The following is a 19,863-nucleotide window of genomic DNA, read 5'->3' as shown; positions in this document are numbered from 1 at the left end:
CATGAAAAAAATAATTTATTTAATAGTAATATGCTCGATGCACTTGTTTGTTTCGTGTAATGATGATATTCTAGAAAGAACCCCTCTAGATGAAATTTCTGAACCCGAATTCTGGAAAACAGTGAGTGATTTAGAATTGTATTCCAATTCCTTCTATCAAGATTTACCTGGTTGGCAGGGAGTAAGCGTTGGTAATTCGCCAAATCCAGACAATGGCACCGATGTATCCATGGCTACGGGCTTTAATAGCAGATTAAATGGACAAACAGGTGTTCCTACAAATGCTAGTACATCTATTTGGAATTGGAGCAAAGTAAGAAAAGCGAATTATTTTGTATCCAATGCTGCAAAGGCAGAAGGCTTGGAGATAGATCTTAACCAATACATAGGCGAAGGCTATTTTTTTAGAGCCTACTACTATTTCGATTTATTGAAAGATTATGGTGCTTTACCAATTTATGATGCTTATTTTACAAATACTGATAGAGAAGCTTTGTTTAGAGCAAGAGAACCAAGAAACAAGGTAGCCGATTTTATACTTGCCGATTTAGATAAGGCTATAGCGGTACTAAAACCTAAATCTGCGGTTGGTGCCCGTGTTAGTAAAGAAGCTGCTCAATTACTTAAAGCCACCGTAGCACTTTATGAGGGTACTTGGGAAAAATACCATAATGGTACCGTTTTTGGGGTAGCAGGCTCCACAGGCACTACTTACTTACAGCAGGCTGCCGATGCTTCAAAAGCATTGATTGATGGGAATACAAGATCACTTCATTCCAGTTACGGGAATTTATTTAACCAAACTAATTTAACTACAAATACTGAAGTTATACTTTGGAGACAATATGATTTTCTTGGCTTAGGCAGCACTTTTGGCAATGCGCTACAGCTATCATGGCCAAATGCGAGTTCTTATACACGGTTTGCAATACGCAGTTATCTTTGTAACGATGGAAAACCTATTGGTGTAAGCACTTCTTTATACCAAGGAGATCAATCGCTTAACACTATTGAAACTAACCGCGATCCAAGGCTTGCAGCTACGGTTATGGTACCGGGTGATATCGTTTCAACGGCGGTTAACGGTACAAACACGCTATTTGTACGTCCTTTACTTAATACTAACGTAGGAAGTGTTGGAGGCTATGAATCTCAAAAATATAGAGTACCTCAGATAGTGGCTTCATCAAACTCACAAACTAGAGATACCGCAAAAATTTTGATGCGTTATGCCGAAGCATTGCTTATTTATGCCGAAGCCAAAGCAGAATTGGGCACTATTACGCAAGCCGATTTAGATCTTTCTATAAACAAACTGCGTTCTAGAACAGGCGTTGCTATGCCAGCGCTTACACTAGCTGTTGGTTTCACAGATCCAAACTGGCCAGATTACGGCTACTCCATTACGCCATTGCTTCAAGAAATAAGAAGAGAGCGCATGGTTGAATTAATGGGAGAAGGTTTTAGGTTAGATGATTTAATGCGTTGGAGAGCTCATAAACTTTTTGCGGCCGATACTAGTGTCGAAAAAAATAGACCTAGAGGGGCTTATTACGAAACAGGAAAAGGATGGGCAACTGGTCAAAAATTAGATGCCAATGGTTATTTAGACCCTTACCAAGAGTCACTACCGAATGGGTATCTTTTTAACCTTGAGAGAGATTATTTGCTTGCAATACCTCAATTAGAATTAACTTTAAACCCGAACCTATTACCACAAAATCCAGGTTACGATGGTTTATAATAGTTTTTTTAACACTAAAATATTAATTTGATTTAGTTTAATTTCTCAGTTACCCAAAAAAGATTTAAAAGTCTTATTTTGGGTGACTTTTTAAATTAAAATTAGCAGTAGTTCGTTAAAATTTATATAATATTCAACTGAATACCCTGATGAATAATTAAAAATGGCAAATGACAACCCAACAAATCATTAATCAATTGCCAATCTGTACATATGTTAAAAGTTTAACTAACCATACACGAACAATTTCTATACAAGTCTAAAAACGACTTACATTAAGTGACTAACTAAATTAAACAAAATGAAAAATATTGTTTATTTATTATGCTTCTCTTTATTCAATATTTGTAGTGACAAGGGAGAAGAAAAACCTACCAACGATAGCACAAGGAAACCTAACATAGTATATGTTTTTGCTGATCAATGGCGGGCAGAATCAATGGGATACACTGGCAATCCAGATGTTAAAACTCCAAATTTAGATAAACTTGCATCAGAAGGCGTGTATTTTACCAATGCCGTTTCCACTAGTCCCGTGTGCACTCCCTATAGAGCCATGTTATTAACAGGGCAGTACGCATTAAAAAACGGCATGTTTATGAATGATATTAGGCTTAACCCAGACTCCAATAGTTTTGCAAAACTATTCAAAGCAGAAGGATACAACACTGCTTATATTGGTAAATGGCATCTTGATGGCAATGAGCGTTCTGCATATATACCAAAAGAAAGGCGACAAGGATTTGACTATTGGAAAGTATTAAACTGCTCCCATAGCTATAACAATTCAAATTATTGGGGAAATGATGACAAATTACAACAATGGGATGGTTACGATGCCGAAGCTCAAACAAAAGATGCTATTGCTTTTATAGAAGAACAAGCAAAAAATAAAACTCCCTTTTCTTTAATGCTAGCTTGGGGACCACCTCATGCACCATATCAAACCGCACCTAAAGAATTTCAGGATTTATATAAAAATACTGATATACAATTAAGACCAAATGTTCCCAGAGAATTATCTGAAAAAACAAAAAACATATTGAAAGGATATTACGCACATTGCTCTGCTCTAGATAGTTACATAAAACAATTACAGGATGCTTTAAAGCGAAGTAATATTGAGGATAATACCATTTTCGTTTTTACTTCAGACCATGGAGATATGATTAATAGTCATGGCGAAGAAAAAAAACAAAAAATTTATGAAGAATCTGCTAAAGTACCTTTCATAATTAAATACCCTGCATTATTAAGAAAAAAAGGGAAGAAGAGTGATTTTCTCCTAAACACTTTAGATATATTGCCTACTTTATTGGGAATGTCTGGTATAAATATACCAAACAATTTAGACGGTGAAAATATTACTGACGTAATTCTTGAAAAAAGAGAAGACTATAGAAAAGCCTCCCTCGTTGCATGTGTTCAGCCCTTTGGACAATGGAAAAGAAAAATAGGAGGAAAAGAATTTAGAGGCCTTATTACAAAGACACATACGTATGCTAAAGATTTAAATGGCGAATGGTTGCTTTTCGATAATGTTGCAGACCCCTACCAGTTAAATAATCTAATAGGAAATTCCGCTTATATTACCATTTCTAAAAACTTAGAAAAATTACTTAAGGAAGAACTCAATCGTCTTGATGATGATTTCTTACCAGGACAAACATACATAAAGAAGTGGGGGCATGCTGTAGATTCAACAGGAACTGTTCCTTTTAAATGGTAATTTTAGAAAAAGTTGTAAATTATTTTAGATAAACAAAGACTAAATAGATTGCTCATTTTTTTTTTGCAAGAGGGGTTAGAAACAAGCAATAATATGATAAGTAACAATAAATTAGAGACTAATTACATTTTATAAAACATCCTATTTATTAGAGGATTTTTGTAAAGACATAAAATAATAAAAAATGAAAAATATATTAAAAACACTAATTTGTTCACTAATCATAATGCTATTCTGTCGATGTAAAAATAGCACTATTTATAAAGAAGAGAAACCAAATATTTTATTTATCCTAGTTGATGATCAACGAAATGATGTTATTTCTTCTGCAGGTCATCCCATAGTAAAAACACCAACAATTGATCAACTTGCTAAAAACGGAACTGTATTTACAAATGCATTTGTTACTACGCCAATTTGTGCTGCGAGTAGAGCTTCCATTCTTACAGGATTATATGAGTCCAAACACAATTATACTTTTGGAAAAAAACCTCTAAAAAAAGAATTTATCACAAATTCATATCCATACTTATTAAAAAAATCCGGATATGTTACTGGTTTTACTGGAAAATTTGGAGTAAACATTGAAATACAAGATAGCATGCTTACGGAAATGTTTGATTATTTCAAACCCTCTCTTAAAAACGCTGCTTACTTCGAAACAATGTCAGATGGCACCTTGAAGCACTCTGATGAAATTCGTGGCGATGAAGCAGTAGAATTTATAAAAAATCAAACTTCCAAAAAACCCTTTTGTCTATCTATAAGTTTTAATTCTGTACATGCTGTTGATAAAAATTTAAGTCCTGGTATAGGGCATTACCCGTATCCAGAATCAGTTGCTAAAATGTATGAAAATATAGAAATGCCTAAACCTAAATTATCTGACCCTAAAATATATGATAATCATCCTGATTTTTTAAAGAATTCACTAAACAGGGAACGTTATTTCTGGAGATGGGATACGGAAGAAAAATATCAAACGAATATGAGGGCTTATTTCCGTATGATTAGTGGATACGATAATATAATGAATAGAGTAATTAGCACATTAAAAGAAAAAGGCTTAGATAAAAATACCGTAATCATTTATTCTGCGGATAATGGCTATTACATGGGTAATAGGGGGTTTGCTGGTAAATGGACGCACTATGATGAATCTCTAAGAGTTCCTTTAATAATTTATGACCCGCGAATACCAAATAAGAATTCAGTAAAAACATCCGATAAAGTTGCCCTTAATATTGATATTCCAGCAACAATTCTTGACATAGCTGGAATATCAACACCTCAACGATATCAAGGAAAAAGTCTTTTACCCATTTTAAATAATGATAAAATTAAGGCATGGCGAGACAATTTTCTTATTGAACATAGGATGGAGTATGACAAACTCCCTAAATATGTTGGAATACATGAGCAAAGATATGTTTATGTCAATTATTATGAACAAAATCCACCATATGAATATTTACACGATTTACAAAAAGATCCTGATCAATTAGAAAATTTAAAAAGCAACCCCAATTACTCAAAGGTTCTTCAAAACATGAGAAGTAAGTGTGACAGTTTAGAATATAATATGAAAAATAATTAATTTTAATAAACATAAATTGACTACTAATAAAACAATACTGTACTAAAATCATTTTTAAATAAACTATATGACAGCACCACAAACCGCACCACCCACAAAGAACAATTTAGTTCCCATAATCATCATAGCGAGTTTATTCTTCATATTCGGTTTTGTTACCTGGATAAACGGTGCATTGATCCCCTTTATGAAAACCATCAATGAGCTTACCGATGCACAATCGTATTTGGTGGCCTCAGCGTCGTATATTTCATTTGTGGTCATGGCGTTGCCCGCTTCCTATATCTTAAATAAAATAGGCTACAAAAAAGGCATGTCCCTAGGGCTCATCATTATGGCCATAGGCGCCTTGGTTTTTATCCCCGCGGCCGAAGCAAGGACCTATTGGGTGTTCCTAACAGGTATTTTCATCCAAGGTATCGGTATGACCCTGTTGCAGACCGCGGCCAATCCATACATTACCATTTTAGGCCCCATAGAAAGTGGCGCCAAACGTATTGCCATTATGGGTATAGCCAATAAAGTGGCCGGTGCACTGGGTTCGTTGATCTTTGGCGCACTGCTCCTTTCGGGTATCGACAAGGTAAAGGAACAACTGGAAACCGCCTCGGTTGAAGAAAAAGGCGTTCTGTTGGACACCATGGCAGATAGCGTTTTTATGCCTTATTTAATCATGGCCATTGTATTAGTTATATTAGGTTTATTAATTAGAAAAGCCCCATTACCACATGTGGAAGCAGCGGAAGCTGATGAACCTAAAGAAGGTAGCACAGCAAAAACCAGTATTTTTCAATTTCCGCATTTATGGTTGGGTGTACTTACTCTATTCGTTTATGTGGGTGCTGAAGTTATAGCGGGCGACACCATCATTGCCTATGGCATTTCATTGGGCTTCCCTGCTGCCGATGCGAAGTTTTTCACCACGTTGACCTTATTGGCCATGGTATGCACCTATGCCCTGGGCGTTGTTTTGATACCCAAATATTTAAAGCAGGGCACAGCACTTAAAATCAGTGCGGTATTGGGCATTGTTTTCAGCATATGCATACTGGTTACAACCGGGTTTACCTCTGTTTTATTTGTAGCGGCATTGGGCATTTCCAACGCCCTGGTTTGGCCTGCCGTATGGCCATTGACTCTAGAAGGTTTGGGTAAATTCACAAAAACGGGTTCCGCGCTATTGATTATGGCCATTTCGGGTGGTGCCATTATACCTCCACTTTACGGTAGAATGGTAGATGCCAACAAACACGAGCTTATCACAAATGGACTCAACGAAGTTGACGCATTGGCCACGGCATCAACAAGCAGTTACTGGATATTGATCCCTTGCTATATATTGATCCTGTTTTTTGCCGTATGGGGACATAAATACAAAAGTTGGTCAAGACAATAAAAAATTAAAAAAAACTAAAATGTTAAAGAGCACTATAGACAAAGCAACGGGCTTTGAAAAAAGATTTGAGAACGTAGGAACCATAGTTTTTGAAAATTCCTCTATGGCTTCAAAAGCTGTTGCCAAAGAAATTGCCGATTTAATACGGGTTAAACAGGCCCAAAAACAACCTTGCATATTGGGTTTGGCCACAGGGTCTACACCAAAAGGACTATATGCCGAATTGGTCCGATTGCATAAAGAAGAAGGCCTGAGCTTCAAAAACGTCGTTTCGTTCAACTTGGATGAATACTACCCTATGGAGCCAGATTCCATCAATAGCTACGTGCGTTTTATGAAAGAACAATTGTTCAACCATGTAGATATATTGCCTGAAAACTACCATATCCCAGATGGAAAATTACCCAAAGAGGAAATTTCAGATTACTGTAACCAGTACGAAGCCAAAATTGAGGCTTTGGGAGGCATCGATTTGCAGATACTCGGTATTGGAGGCAATGGGCATATCGGTTTTAACGAATCGGGGTCGTTACAAAACTCAAAAACCAGATTGGTGGCACTGGACCATATTACAAGGGTTGCCGCCAGCGGCGATTTCTCAGGATTGAACAACACCCCCAGAACGGCTATCACCCTAGGTGTCAAGAAAATAATGGAAGCCAAAAGGGTCATCCTTATGGCTTGGGGCGAAGGCAAATCGAATATCATAAAAGCTTCGGTGGAAGACACGGTAACCAACTTGGTACCTGCATCCTATCTGCAAGTGCACAATAATGCCACTTTTGTACTGGATCAGGCTGCAGCTTCAAAACTCACCCGTATCAACACGCCATGGTTGGTAGAGAAAATTGTTTGGACGGACAAACTTATAAGAAAAGCGGTATTATCATTGGCCCTGAATTTGAAAAAGCCTATTCTGATGCTTACCGATGCCGATTATATTGAAAACGGAATGAGCGATTTGTTGGCCGATTCAGGTCCAGCTTACGACATCAACATAAAAATATTCAACAAACTACAGAACACCATTACCGGGTGGCCAGGAGGCAAGCCAAATGCGGATGATAGCAAAAGGCCGGAGCGTGCCGAACCTGCCAAAAAGCGTGTACTGATCTTCAGTCCGCATCCCGATGATGATATTATAAGCATGGGCGGCACCTTTAAACGTTTGCAGGAACAAGGGCACGAAGTACATGTAGGTTACCAAACCTCTGGAAACATTGCCGTTGCCGATGATGAAGCGCTGCGCTTTGCCAGCTTTGTGTGCGATTACAACGATAAATTTGGAATAGAGAACAAAGAGGCTGAGAACATTTACAAAAAGGCCGAAACGTTTCTTAAGAACAAAAAAGCGAGCGAAATAGATATTCCCGAGGTAAGGTACATCAAAGGGCTTATCAGAAAAGGGGAAGCCCAATCTACATGCTATTTTGTGGGCCTTCCCGATAGCCAGATCCATTTCATGGAACTGCCATTCTACGAAACGGGCACCATTGAAAAGAAACCCTTGGGGAAAGAGGATATCCAGATTACCATGGATCTAATAGAAAAAATCAAACCGCACCAAATATATGCGGCTGGCGATTTGGCAGATCCGCATGGTACCCATAAAGTATGTCTGGACGCTATTTTCGAGGCCGTAAAACAATTAAAGCCCAAAAAGTTCATGAACGATTGCTGGGTTTGGCTGTACAGGGGTGCATGGCAGGAATGGGGCATTGATGAAATTGAAATGGCCGTTCCCATGGGGCCGGACCAGGTACTGGAAAAACGAAAAGGCATCTTCAAGCACCAATCGCAAAAAGATGGCGTGGTATTTCAAGGTAGCGACAGTAGGGAGTTTTGGCAACGTGCCGAAGACAGGAACAAGGAAACCGCCGATCTATATCACGAATTGGGCCTATCGCACTATGCAGCCATGGAGGCGTTTGTGAGGTGGCATTACTAAAAATTGTGTTGTTTTTATTATTAAAAAATAGCTTGGACATTTTCCAAGCTATTTTTTTTATTTGCAGTGAAAATGAAACTTAAACTCAGTAAACCTCTATTTATTAATTATAGCTTCATACAACCACTACACAAGTGCCTTTTTGTTTATAGTTGCTTTTGAGGTTTTAGGTTTATTATGCTGCTTATTAAATGCGAGTACAGGAATTGAAACTACAGCCTCTAATTCTTTTACTAAATCTTTGTGGAATAGGTTGTTAAAACTATTACTGTTAGTACGTTCCAACATCCCTAGCATATTAGCATTTTCCTTTTTTACAAAACTTAATAGCCCCGATTTAATTTTACCAGAAGCAATGGCTCTAAAAGCTATTTCCGGGTATGTAACTTCTTTTAACAAAAGATTTTTAAACCTTTCCATATTATCATTTAAAGCATCATCTTCCGTTTCAAATACATGGATGACTTCTACAAGTGCAGAAAATGGTTTTGCAATTTCTACAAGTTTTTTTATGGCTAATATGTCATCCAATTCAAAATCGCTTGCATAAACCACTGTTGAAAGATTATTGTAAACCAAATCATTTGGCACTATTAATATAGGAATTTCAATTCTGCCTAATAAAGCATCAGCAATGTTACCAGAAAAATATCCTCTTTTGCTATTGGGGTTTTTCATACCCAGAATAACCAAATCAGACGAAAGTTTTTTAGACAGATTTATAATACTATTACTAATGGAATCATTTTCTACGGCATGAATAGTTATGAGTTTTTGGCTAAACTCATGTTGCAAGTGGATTTTACAGTATTTTGTTACCATATCTATCCGCTCGCCATGTATACGTTTTCTTATTATTTCCTTAGAATGGATGGTTGAAAGGTTTATTGGAGGCAAATCATACACGTGCAAAATATGTAAATCTGCTTTCATTATAGAACTAAAACGATAGGCGTAGCGCAATAAGGAAGATCCATTTTTGCTGCAGTCTGTTGCATATATAATTGTTTTCATAACACTTTTTTTAATGTTATAAAATTCGGTTAATATTTATTTTTTTAAAATGATAATTATCATAAAAACAGAAAGTTAAGCCTTTATTTGTCTTTTTTTTAAAAATCATTTCACAGCTAGTGACACCTATAAAAAACGAACCAATTTTAGCGTTCTATTCTTAATTTGGGCTCTCTTTGTTTTCCTGTTATTTCTTCAATTTTTATATTGTAAACTATAGGAACTGCTTCAAAATTAACCTTACCTGAAAATTCGTTAATAAAATTCACATCCCTTTTTTCTTTTGCTGAAACAAGTTTTTTTACACCCTGTGAAAACTCATGCAATTGAGATTTTGCATTAGTGCCATCTAATTCTTCAAACGTTCCATGTATTAATACGGATTGCCAATTGTTAATGGTTGTTATCTCTGAAACCTCGAGTGCTACAGCATTATTCAGCCGTAAGGCTTTGGTTTTATGCCCTTCACCTGAATACCCAATAACGGTTACGTTTTTTTGATCATAATAATAAGTAATTGGAATTACAAAGGGTAAATTTTTGTATATGTATGCCAAATGCCCAATGTAATTTCTACTTAGTATTTTTAAGCATTCTGTTTTATTTAAATTTGCTATCATGGCTTAACTTTTTTAAAGGATTGTATGCATAACTGCCTATTTTGCACTTTTGAAATAGGAAGATATTTATTTTACAAACATAAAACCATGATATTAATCAGTTTATGAATTTAAAAAATAAAGCTTATGGAATAGTTGCTTTCATTATTACTCATTTACAAATCTTCGTAAAGCCTTAACCTGTTATTAAGCACATTAATTTCTTGCTTCAACGATTCTACTTTTTTAAGTAGATTATAAATAACATCAACTCCTTCTATGTTAATATCCAGATCATAGTGTAACCGTATCATTTTTTCAACTTTATTCATATGTTTTGTATGGATATAAAGGTTGTTGTCTTCATCTATAAGTTCCACCAGTTGAAATTCTTGCAATGTATTTATAAAAGAAATTGGAACATTGTACTGATTACAAATTAATTGTACTGATATTAAATTTTGTGTTTCCATTATTAACGTAGTTTTTGTAACTCTTTAATTAAGGCTTTCTCTTTTTCTGATAGGTTGGTTGGTGTTTTTATTTGATAGGTAATATATAAATCTCCAAATTGGCCTTCTTTTTTGTATTTAGGAAACCCTTTCCCTTTAAGTTTTACTTGCGTTCCGTTTTGTGTTTCTGGTTTTATATTCAGTTTTACTTTACCGTTAAACGTATCAACCATCAACTCGCCTCCTAATAAAGCTTTATAAAGATCTAAATCTACAGTAATGTAAAGATTGTCCTTATCTCTTTTGAATTGGGTGTGATTTAAAATTGAAAACTGAATGTATAAATCCCCACGAGGGCCACCATTTACGCCTGGGCCACCATGCCCTTTTATTTTGATAATTTGCCCATTTTCCACACCAGCAGGTATGGTGATCCTGATATTTTTGTTATTAACGGTTAAGGTACGTTTGTGTGTTTCATAAACATCTTTCAGCTCTAGTTGTAATTCTGCGTTATAATCCTGACCTCTAAATTTTACTTGTCTACTACTTCTAGATGCCCTACCCCCAAACATGCTTTCGAAAAAATCTGAAAAATCTTCTTCAGAATACCCACCAGAAGCATCTTGATAGGTTTGTTTGTGCTGATTTTGCTGCTTCGATTGTTCATAGGCTTCGGCATGTTGCCAATGTTCGCCATATTGGTCGTATTTTTTTCTGTTCTCCTTGTTACTTAAAACCTCATTCGCCTCATTAATTTCCTTGAATTTTTTTTCTGAAATTTTATCGTTCGGATTTAAGTCTGGATGGTATTTACGTGCCAGTTTTCGATATGCTTTTTTTATATCGGCTTCTGAAGCATTTTTTGAAACACCTAATATTTTATAATAATCTATATAAGCCATTTAGTTTTATTTATAGGTTTTTAAATAAGATGTTTAACACCTAAAATTAAGCTTTTTTAAAATATTTTTTTAGCTCTTAAGAATTAATATTTGGTCGATTTACATTTAGATTATTCATAGATGATTGTTTTTAAAAAGCATTAAATGCAACTATAGAAACCAACCCTCAAATTGAATTTTCCATTAAGAAGGAATCTAAAAATTTGAAGAACCAAACTTTATATATGATATTTATATACGGTAACAATCAGATTTTGAAAATATATTTCTGAATTATTTAGAATAAAACAAAGATCTTTTAATCTTTAAATTGAAGAAAAAGGCTTCTAATGAGGATTTAGCAGTAATAATTTTCAATAAATAAAGAAGTAATAAGCAGATTATAAATATCAGAAAAATACTTTAGGCCCATTAATAATACTGCTAATAGCATTGTTAAAAAACAAAAAAAGCCCTTTCAAATAAATGAAAGGGCTTCAGTACTGAGGACGGGACTTGAACCCGTACAGCCTAATGGCCATTGGATTTTAAGTCCAACGTGTCTACCAATTCCACCACCTCAGCGTCTTGGTATATTTTTAAGAAAGTTTCAGAGCGAAAGACGGGATTTGAACCCGCGACCCTCACCTTGGCAAGGTGATGCTCTACCCCTGAGCTACTTTCGCAGTTTTTAAATGAACGTGCAACATTGCTATTGCGGATGCAAATTTAAAACTTTTCTAAGAAATGCAAAGCCTTTTTACAAAATAAATGAAATTATTTTTACGCACGCTTTTTCTTTACCAACATTCGCTTAATTTCATTCAGTTTCATAAGCGCTTCTACTGGCGTAAGTGTATCAATATCAATATGTAATATTTCATCTTTTATGTTTTCCAATAGTGGGTCGTCTAAATTAAAAAAACTTAATTGCATATCGTCTGCCAATGTTTTCACCTTATCTGTAAGTTCTTCACTGGAATGAGACTTCTCCAATTTCTTCAAAATAGCGTTAGCGCGATGCAAAACTTGTTGTGGCATGCCCGCCATTTTCGCCACATGAATACCAAAACTATGCGCACTACCTCCTTCAACCAGTTTTCTTATAAAAAGCACATTGTCTTTTAACTCCTTTACCGAAACATTGTAGTTTTTAATACGTCCAAAAGTTTCGGTCATTTCATTAAGTTCGTGGTAATGGGTCGCAAATAATGTTTTTGGTTTTGCTGGATGCTCGTGCAAATACTCACTAATGGCCCAAGCTATCGAAATACCATCATAGGTACTGGTACCACGCCCAATTTCATCTAAAAGCACCAAACTTCTGTCGGAAATATTGTTCAAAATAGAAGCGGTTTCATTCATTTCTACCATAAAGGTTGATTCGCCCATTGAAATATTATCGCTCGCACCTACCCTAGTGAAAATCTTATCAACCAAACCAATTCTAGCTTCTTTTGCTGGCACAAAACTTCCTATTTGGGCCAACAACACAATTAAAGCCGTTTGACGCAAAATAGCCGACTTACCAGACATATTAGGCCCCGTAATCATGATGATTTGCTGGTTGGTTCTATCCAAAAACACATCGTTGGCTATATAGGCTTCACCAATAGGCAATTGTTTTTCTATAACGGGGTGACGGCCATCTTTTATTTCTAAATCGTGCGATTCATCAATAACAGGATATATATAGTTATTGTCTTTTGCCAACTGCGCAAACCCACACAAACAATCCAATTGCCCAATTAAAAAGGCGTTTTGTTGTACAGGTTTTATGTATTGGTTCATCCAACCTACCAACTCTGCAAACAATTGCTGTTCAATGGCCATTATTTTATCTTCAGCACCTAAAATTTTGGCTTCGTATTCTTTAAGTTCTTCGGTAATGTAACGTTCGGCACTTACCAAAGTTTGTTTTCGTATCCAGCTTTCTGGCACTTTATCTTTATGCGTGTTGCGTACTTCTATATAATACCCAAACACATTATTGGAATCTATTTTTAAGGATGTGATGCCCGTTCGCTCGGTTTCGCGTTGTAGCATCTTGTCGAGGTAATCTTTGCCTGATTTAGACAAACCTCGCAATTCATCCAATTCAGTAGAAAACCCTGGTGCAATGGTATGCCCTTTTAACACATTAACGGGCGCATCTTCATAAAGCATTTCTTTTATTTTCGCCCTTAACACATCGCAACCTTGAAGCGTATCGCCAATAATTTTCAACGATTCATTATCACAATTTGTTGCCAATGCTTTTATGGGCACAATAGCTTCCAATGAATTTTTAAGCTGAATAACCTCGCGCGGATTCACCTTTGCCGTTGCCACCTTCGAAATTAAGCGCTCTAAATCGCCAATATGCTTAATGTGATTTTGTATTTTTTGAAGCGTGCCGTTTTCATTTGATAAATAATGCACCACCTCATGGCGTTGTTTAATTTTATCAAGGTTCTTTAAAGGCAATGCCAACCAACGTTTTAATAAACGCCCACCCATAGGCGAAATGGTTCTGTCTATAATATTTAAAAGCGTTACCGCATTGTTGTTGGTAGAATTGTAAAGTTCTAAATTCCGGATGGTGAATTTATCCATCCACACATACGCATCTTCAGCAATTCTAGAAATGGAAGTGATATGTTGCAGTTTATTATGCTGCGTTTCACCTAAATAATGAAGAATGGAACCCGATGCAATAATGCCTTCATACAAATCTTCAATACCAAAGCCTTTAAGTGTTTTGGTGTTGAAATGTTTGACAAGGGTTTCATAGGCATAATCGGTTTGATATACCCAATCTTCCATATAAAAGGTATGGAAATCTTTTCCGAAGGTTTCATTAAAAAGGGTACGCTTTTGTTTAGAAACCAACACCTCACTCGGATTGAAATTTTGAAGTAATTTATCAATGTATTCCGCATTTCCTTGTGAGGTTAAAAACTCACCCGTAGAAATATCCAAAAACGAAATACCAATATATTTTTTATCAAAATACACCGAACACAAAAAGTTATTGGATTTTGATACCAATACCTCATCATTAAGCGCAACCCCGGGCGTTACCAATTCGGTAACACCACGTTTTACAATATTCTTCGTTAATTTTGGATCTTCCAGTTGGTCGCAAATAGCAACGCGCTCTCCCGCTTTAACCAACTTGGGCAAATAGGTATTTATGGAATGGTGCGGAAACCCTGCCAACTCAATTTCACTCTCGCTACCAGCACCACGCTTGGTTAAAATAATGCCTAAAATACCAGCAGCCTTTACAGCATCTTCACCAAAGGTTTCGTAAAAATCGCCCACACGAAACAGCAACAAAGCATCGGGGTATTTTGCTTTAATCGCGTTATACTGCTTCATTAACGGTGTTTCTTTTTTACTTTTAGCTGCCAAAGGATTTTGTTTTTTAGTAAGTTTGCTAATGTAACTATTTTTCCATTTTCTTTGAAGTGGTTACTTTAGAAGTTATTGATAATTATTCACAATCTATAATCGTCATTACGAAGGAAGCATAACTGAAATAATCTTTAAATTTGAACTAAAAACAGAGAGATTGCTTCGTTCCTCGCCATGACACAATAAAAATATGCGTAAACTAAAAAATAGCGAACTAGATCGTTTAAGTGTTGAAGACTTTAAAGAGGTAAAAAAAACACCCTTAATCATCGTTCTTGATAATATTAGAAGTTTGAATAATATTGGTTCGGTTTTTAGAACCAGTGATGCTTTTTTAGTTGAAAAAATTTACCTCTGCGGCATCACAGCAACACCACCACATAAAGACATACACAAAACCGCTTTGGGAAGTACCGATACCGTTGCTTGGGAATATGTGGAAGACACGCTTACTTTAGTTGAAAAGTTGAAAGCTGAAGGTGTAAAAGTGGTTTCTGTTGAGCAAGCTGAAAATGCTACCATGCTAAACGATTTTATACCTAACACACAAACCACCTACGCCCTGGTTTTTGGAAACGAAGTAAAAGGTGTTGCACAAAAGGTTGTTTCGGCTAGTGATATGGTGGTTGAAATTCCGCAATACGGCACCAAACATTCGTTGAATATTTCGGTAAGCTGCGGCGTTGTGGTTTGGGATTTATTCAGTAAATTACAATATTAAAAACGGTTCTAAACACATGAGACTTAAATTAACTTTTTCGCTTTTTATTGCCATATTGTTTTCATTCAATTGGGGAAACACACAAGAAATACCCATTGAATTTCTTAAAATGGATTTGCAAGCAAACCAACAAGAACAAAACAAAACTATTTTAAACAATGAAATACCCGGAGTAACTACAGAACATATTACCCTTACAAGCGCTGTTACCAAAAAGGTTGCTAATGATAAAGCCCACAAAACCATTTACTTATTCATTAAAGGGTATGGCCAATTAACATCTGGTGGCAAAACCTATGAGATAGTTCCTGAAACCATCATGCTACCAAACAATGTAACCGACATTGCGTTTAAACCTATTGAAAATGACACACTACATTACCTTAAAATATCGGTTTTTCAAACAGAACTTGATCTTGAAGACATAAAAACATTCCCCAAAGAGCATGTTGATAATATCTATTTTAAACAATTTATAGAATGCACCTCGTACACCGAGCCTATAAAAAGTCCGCAAACCACCAGCAGAACTATTTTGCCCAACAAATACATCCCACGGGTTGCTATGGGCACCGTTAAAACCATTGGCCCAGATAAAGTTGGCGCCCATGTACACGGCATGCTAGAACAATTGTTTTTAGGCCTTACCAACAACAACACCATCGTTTATGCCGATGAAGCCCAGGTTGATTTCCCGCCATATTCCTTACTACATATTCCACGCGGCTCTAGCCATTCGGTAAGTGTAAATGCCGGTAATGAAATGTACTATGTATGGATGGATTTCTTTGTAGATAAAGACGGGGAAGAATGGTTAAAAACCCACAACACAAAAGACGAGTAAAAGGTGTTTTTTTTACTAAAAATCCCGTTGCGTGCAATTCTTTATAAATTTTAATTTAAAGTTAATATGTCACACTGTTCTTGTTGAAAAGTAATCAAAAAAAAGTCTTCGACAAGCTCAGACTGACACTATAAATCATAATTGACTTTTGAAAACACTTAATAATTGAAACATTTATTGGTAAATTTTAATAAAAGTGATTAAAAAAGCTAAAACACCTTGGCCTACTAAAGATGCCATGAATCAGATTTACGAACTGAAACTTTGGGGAGGCAAAGACTTCGATTTTTATTCGGGAAGCGGCTCTCATGATCTGGAAATAACCAAACCCTATATAGATGCTTTAATTGCTTTTTTTGAAGCTCATAACAAATCTTTAATTGTTTGCGATTTAGGATGCGGCGATTTTAACATTGGAAAACACCTTACCAAATACACCAAAAAATATATGGCGGTTGATATTGTTGAAAGCCTAATTGCCAGAAACAAAAAACTTTTTAAGGAAGCCAACCTAGAATTTCAGTGTTTGGATATAGCAATAGATGAACTTCCAGATGCCGACTGCGCCATATTACGCCAAGTGTTACAGCACATTTCAAATTCAGAAATACAGCAAGTTGTTAAAAAACTAAAAGCTTATAAATACATCATTCTCACCGAGCATGTGCCTTTGGGAAACTTTACACCAAACAAAGATGTTATTTCCGGACAAGGCATCCGACTGAAACAAAACAGTGGCGTTAATTTGCTGGAAGCTCCTTTTCATTTAAAAATTAAAGAAGCAACCCTTTTAAATGAGCATGTTTTAGAAAACAATAAAGGGCGCATTGTTACAACGCTGTACAAAATATAATATTAAGACTTTTTGTTGCTCTTTTATCAGCAATAAAAAGTCTTATAATTTTAATTGATTACGGATTTTCAAAAAAAGAAAAATGAAAACATTAAAAGAACAAACCGATGCTAAAATTGAAGCAGGAAGACAAGCTAAACCTGAATTCATGAAAGGCGTTGACGATATAATTAGTAAAGCAAAAGCCTTCCAACAAGGAAGCGATGCCATTAAAATTGGACAAAAAGCTCCAAATTTTGAGCTCCCTAACCCTGAAGGAACACCTATACAATTAAAAACCTTATTGGATCAAGGCCCTGTTGTTGTTACATTTTATCGGGGCGATTGGTGCCCATATTGCAACTTACAACTTAGAGCATTACAAGCAAAATTAAACGATATCCATGCACTAGGCGCAACATTGGTGGCTATCAGCCCTCAAGTACCCGACGGATCACTGACAAAAAATGAAATTAGCGACATGGAATTTATGGTATTGTCCGATCAAGATGCCAAAGTTGCATCACAATATGGCGTTGCTTGGGAAGTGCCAGAATTTTTGATGGAACATATGCGAACCGATAGAAGTCTTGATTTAGAAAAAATCAATAATGGCAATGCAAACATACTACCTATTCCTGCAACATTTGTAATAAACACAAACGGAGTGGTTACATGGAACTACGTGAATGTTGATTACAGAACCCGCTCCGAACCTGATGAAATTATTGATGCTTTAAAAAATATTTCTTAAGAATTTACTATCAATAACAAAGGTTGCTATTGCGTGCGTCTCGCTTGTACTTAATAGGTGTGAATAAATTGTTTGCACGAGCTGGGTATTACAACAACGCTGCATAAAGCGTTTTTGAAGATTCTTTTCTACGAAACCTTATAACCCAAAATCAACTTTACTCTAAGTCAATTTGTATGGATATAAATGGACTTAAATGTGGCTTTCTCCCACATTCCTTCGAGGATTCTTCGAGATTCCTTCGTAAAATAAGGGTTTTTACGAAGAATCCTCGAAGGAATGTCGAACAAGACTCGAACAAAACCCTTTAAAAAGTTTTATAAAAAATCGACAAACGGTAATTTTTGGTTTTAAAAAACAGTGATTTTGTAAGTGATTATTTATTATATTCGTGAAGATATAAAACGGATATAGTTAATTGATTATATCCAATTGTTAGGCACAATATGAAAAAAACACTAACCATAATATTAATCGGAATTCTATCAATGGGATTATTTAGCTTTTTAAAAAAAGAAAAAAAGACTGAATCAAACACAAATTCAGCAATTTTAGGAATGGTTCTTTTAGAAGACCCAAATTCATTCGACTTAAAAGGGACTGTGAATGAATTAAAAGCGAAATGGAAACTAAAAGTAAATGACAATGACGCTGATGACAAAGCTGCTGTATTAGTAATTGGAGAATACAATGTTGCTATAGCAAATATACCTGCTACAATTCCAGAAGGAGAAGTTGAAAGAACAGCTGAATACAATTATTTCTGGGAAAACGGAATTGAAGAAACATCTAAACACAGAGGACATATTGTATTATCAATTATGAATGCTGGAAAAAATCCAGTTCAAGAAAACTTGTTATATAGTAAAATTGCTTCTGCAGTAATGAATAATAGCAAAGCAATTGGAATTTATATTGGAGGTAGAATTTTAGTTCTAAAAAAGGACTTCTATCAAGCGAATGTGGAAATGATGAGCGAAGAAGACCTTCCTTTATACAATTGGATTTACTTCGGTTTAAGAAAAGAAAACGGAAAACAATCTGTATACACATACGGACTTGCTGACTTTGGTAAAATGGAAATGGAAATTGTTGAATCCGGAAACTCAATTGAAGAATTGAATGAAATGATGTTCAATTTAGCTCATTATGTTATAGCTTATAATGTCACGTTAAAAGATGGAGAAACGATTGGAATTTCAGCTGAACAAAAACTAAAAATTTCCGAATCAAAAGGAAAGTTCTTGGAAGGAAAAACATTGAAAATAGAATATTAAAAATACTGTGCCCCTGCTAGTGCGAGCGCAATGTCATTAAGTTAAGAGAATGTCATATGCTATCTTTTTGGTTTTTAGTTATTTTAGGTTTGATTCTAGTTCTGTATTTTCCTGAATCTCGTTCAAAAGAGCGATTTGGCCTTATGGGTATTTTGTTTTCTTTAAATAATTTTTTTAGTTCAAAAACAACTTTTTCCATATCGTTTTCTGAGAAGAACAATTCTAAAACCCTATTCTTTAAAAAGCCATAAGAGAGGTTTGAATTTACTTTGTATTGGTATTTGAGCTGTTTGCTTTCTTTTTCCATTTCCTCATGCAACTCGCTTACAATTAAGGTTTGGATATTGCTGATGAAAAGCGCTGCATAAAAATCCTGTAGTATGCTTTGGTTTGAGTATCCCGAGAAGTGTTCAATCTTTAGTTTGTTTTTTAGTTCGTCATAATATGTTTCGATCCCCCATCTTTTGGCATAGAGCTCTTTAAAGATTGAATTAGGGTACGTTTTACTGTCCAGCAAAGAGGTCATTAAAATTTCAACTTGTCCTTTGCGCAGCTCGATCCTTACCAACCTTACCTTGATAGGTGTATTTTTATCATATGGTTTATCCGATAGCCTTGTGTTTTTGCCAGGATAAATATCCACAATTTGGGATTTATTTTTGCTCTTTTCAAA

General features: G+C 35.5%; 16 protein-coding genes and 2 tRNA genes. 10 read left to right on the top strand and 8 right to left on the bottom strand.

All coding sequences use genetic code 11. The features are described 5' to 3' along the window. The first annotated feature begins 1 nt into the window (after window position 1). The 5 genes from J8H85_RS03860 to nagB all read left to right on the top strand — a co-directional run bounded on the left by J8H85_RS03860 (window position 2) and on the right by nagB (window position 8,414). Entirely contained in the window at window positions 2-1,744 is a 1,743-nt protein-coding gene (locus tag J8H85_RS03860; protein ID WP_209652858.1) for a RagB/SusD family nutrient uptake outer membrane protein, read from the top strand. A 301-nt stretch (window positions 1,745-2,045) separates the two neighbouring features. Beyond that, a complete protein-coding gene (locus J8H85_RS03855; protein ID WP_209652856.1) occupies window positions 2,046-3,473 on the top strand; it encodes a sulfatase family protein in 1,428 nt (475 codons plus the stop codon). 184 nt (window positions 3,474-3,657) lie between these two features. Then, the gene (locus tag J8H85_RS03850; protein WP_209652854.1) at window positions 3,658-5,070 is read left to right on the top strand and encodes a sulfatase family protein; all 1,413 of its coding nucleotides are present in this window, start codon (window positions 3,658-3,660) and stop codon (window positions 5,068-5,070) included. Window positions 5,071-5,137: 67 nt separating this feature from the next. Continuing rightward, window positions 5,138-6,466 (top strand): sugar MFS transporter, encoded by a 1,329-nt coding sequence (locus tag J8H85_RS03845; RefSeq protein WP_209652853.1) that lies wholly within the window; start codon window positions 5,138-5,140, stop codon window positions 6,464-6,466. After that, entirely contained in the window at window positions 6,438-8,414 is a 1,977-nt protein-coding gene (gene nagB / locus J8H85_RS03840) for a glucosamine-6-phosphate deaminase (RefSeq protein ID WP_317194983.1), read from the top strand. Before J8H85_RS03845 ends, nagB begins: the two co-directional genes overlap by 29 nt. A gap of 126 nt (window positions 8,415-8,540) precedes the next feature. Here the strand turns inward: nagB and J8H85_RS03835 are convergent, their stop codons facing one another. The 7 genes from J8H85_RS03835 to mutS form a co-directional block, all read right to left on the bottom strand. Beyond that, window positions 8,541-9,428: a universal stress protein gene (locus J8H85_RS03835; RefSeq protein ID WP_209652849.1), complete on the bottom strand. Its 888-nt coding sequence runs from the start codon at window positions 9,426-9,428 to the stop codon at window positions 8,541-8,543. A gap of 146 nt (window positions 9,429-9,574) precedes the next feature. Continuing rightward, entirely contained in the window at window positions 9,575-10,048 is a 474-nt protein-coding gene (locus J8H85_RS03830; RefSeq protein ID WP_209652847.1) for a pyridoxamine 5'-phosphate oxidase family protein, read from the bottom strand. 155 nt (window positions 10,049-10,203) lie between these two features. After that, window positions 10,204-10,500, bottom strand: coding sequence for a chaperone modulator CbpM (locus J8H85_RS03825; RefSeq protein ID WP_209652846.1), 297 nt, complete (start codon window positions 10,498-10,500; stop codon window positions 10,204-10,206). A gap of 2 nt (window positions 10,501-10,502) precedes the next feature. Next, on the bottom strand, window positions 10,503-11,384 hold the full coding sequence (locus tag J8H85_RS03820; RefSeq protein WP_209652844.1) for a DnaJ C-terminal domain-containing protein: 882 nt from the start codon (window positions 11,382-11,384) through the stop codon (window positions 10,503-10,505). A gap of 480 nt (window positions 11,385-11,864) precedes the next feature. After that, window positions 11,865-11,948 (bottom strand) — tRNA-Leu (locus J8H85_RS03815). Between the two features lie 29 nt (window positions 11,949-11,977). Further along, window positions 11,978-12,049, bottom strand: a tRNA-Gly gene (locus tag J8H85_RS03810). A 97-nt stretch (window positions 12,050-12,146) separates the two neighbouring features. After that, on the bottom strand, window positions 12,147-14,759 hold the full coding sequence (mutS, locus tag J8H85_RS03805; RefSeq protein WP_209652842.1) for a DNA mismatch repair protein MutS: 2,613 nt from the start codon (window positions 14,757-14,759) through the stop codon (window positions 12,147-12,149). Window positions 14,760-14,952: 193 nt separating this feature from the next. Between mutS and J8H85_RS03800 the strand changes: the two genes are divergently transcribed. The 5 genes from J8H85_RS03800 (at window position 14,953) to J8H85_RS03780 (ending at window position 19,190) form a co-directional block, all read left to right on the top strand. Further along, window positions 14,953-15,483 (top strand): RNA methyltransferase, encoded by a 531-nt coding sequence (locus tag J8H85_RS03800; RefSeq protein ID WP_209652840.1) that lies wholly within the window; start codon window positions 14,953-14,955, stop codon window positions 15,481-15,483. 16 nt (window positions 15,484-15,499) lie between these two features. Continuing rightward, on the top strand, window positions 15,500-16,327 hold the full coding sequence (locus J8H85_RS03795) for a cupin domain-containing protein (protein WP_209652838.1): 828 nt from the start codon (window positions 15,500-15,502) through the stop codon (window positions 16,325-16,327). A gap of 196 nt (window positions 16,328-16,523) precedes the next feature. Continuing rightward, on the top strand, window positions 16,524-17,180 hold the full coding sequence (locus tag J8H85_RS03790) for a class I SAM-dependent methyltransferase (protein WP_317194979.1): 657 nt from the start codon (window positions 16,524-16,526) through the stop codon (window positions 17,178-17,180). 82 nt (window positions 17,181-17,262) lie between these two features. Then, window positions 17,263-17,913, top strand: a complete 651-nt coding sequence (locus J8H85_RS03785) for a peroxiredoxin-like family protein (RefSeq protein ID WP_209652836.1) — start codon at window positions 17,263-17,265, stop codon at window positions 17,911-17,913. Window positions 17,914-18,359: 446 nt separating this feature from the next. Next, complete coding sequence (locus J8H85_RS03780) at window positions 18,360-19,190, top strand: DUF4261 domain-containing protein (protein WP_245243725.1); 831 nt, start codon at window positions 18,360-18,362, stop codon at window positions 19,188-19,190. Between the two features lie 52 nt (window positions 19,191-19,242). On the opposite strand, the gene J8H85_RS03775 is transcribed toward J8H85_RS03780, so the two are convergent. Continuing rightward, a partial coding sequence (locus J8H85_RS03775) for a transposase (RefSeq protein ID WP_209652834.1) occupies window positions 19,243-19,863 on the bottom strand: 621 nt, incomplete at its 5' end.

The sequence above is a fragment of the Mariniflexile gromovii genome (assembly GCF_017814435.1).
GTDB lineage: Bacteria > Bacteroidota > Bacteroidia > Flavobacteriales > Flavobacteriaceae > Mariniflexile > Mariniflexile gromovii.
Note: the sequence above shows the minus strand (reverse complement) of the source record. Positions and strands in the feature narration are given on the sequence as shown.

Bases quoted from the DNA above. Each gene is read 5' to 3' on its own strand.
- J8H85_RS03795 (WP_209652838.1), top strand. From the start codon at position 15,500: ATGAGACTTAAATTAACTTTTTCGCTTTTTATTGCCATATTGTTTTCA.
- J8H85_RS03825 (WP_209652846.1), bottom strand. From the start codon at position 10,500: ATGGAAACACAAAATTTAATATCAGTACAATTAATTTGTAATCAGTAC.
- J8H85_RS03860 (WP_209652858.1), top strand. From the start codon at position 2: ATGAAAAAAATAATTTATTTAATAGTAATATGCTCGATGCACTTGTTT.
- J8H85_RS03850 (WP_209652854.1), top strand. From the start codon at position 3,658: ATGAAAAATATATTAAAAACACTAATTTGTTCACTAATCATAATGCTA.
- J8H85_RS03820 (WP_209652844.1), bottom strand. From the start codon at position 11,384: ATGGCTTATATAGATTATTATAAAATATTAGGTGTTTCAAAAAATGCT.
- J8H85_RS03855 (WP_209652856.1), top strand. From the start codon at position 2,046: ATGAAAAATATTGTTTATTTATTATGCTTCTCTTTATTCAATATTTGT.
- J8H85_RS03835 (WP_209652849.1), bottom strand. From the start codon at position 9,428: ATGAAAACAATTATATATGCAACAGACTGCAGCAAAAATGGATCTTCC.
- J8H85_RS03845 (WP_209652853.1), top strand. From the start codon at position 5,138: ATGACAGCACCACAAACCGCACCACCCACAAAGAACAATTTAGTTCCC.
- J8H85_RS03785 (WP_209652836.1), top strand. From the start codon at position 17,263: ATGAAAACATTAAAAGAACAAACCGATGCTAAAATTGAAGCAGGAAGA.
- J8H85_RS03830 (WP_209652847.1), bottom strand. From the start codon at position 10,048: ATGATAGCAAATTTAAATAAAACAGAATGCTTAAAAATACTAAGTAGA.
- J8H85_RS03800 (WP_209652840.1), top strand. From the start codon at position 14,953: ATGCGTAAACTAAAAAATAGCGAACTAGATCGTTTAAGTGTTGAAGAC.
- J8H85_RS03780 (WP_245243725.1), top strand. From the start codon at position 18,360: ATGAAAAAAACACTAACCATAATATTAATCGGAATTCTATCAATGGGA.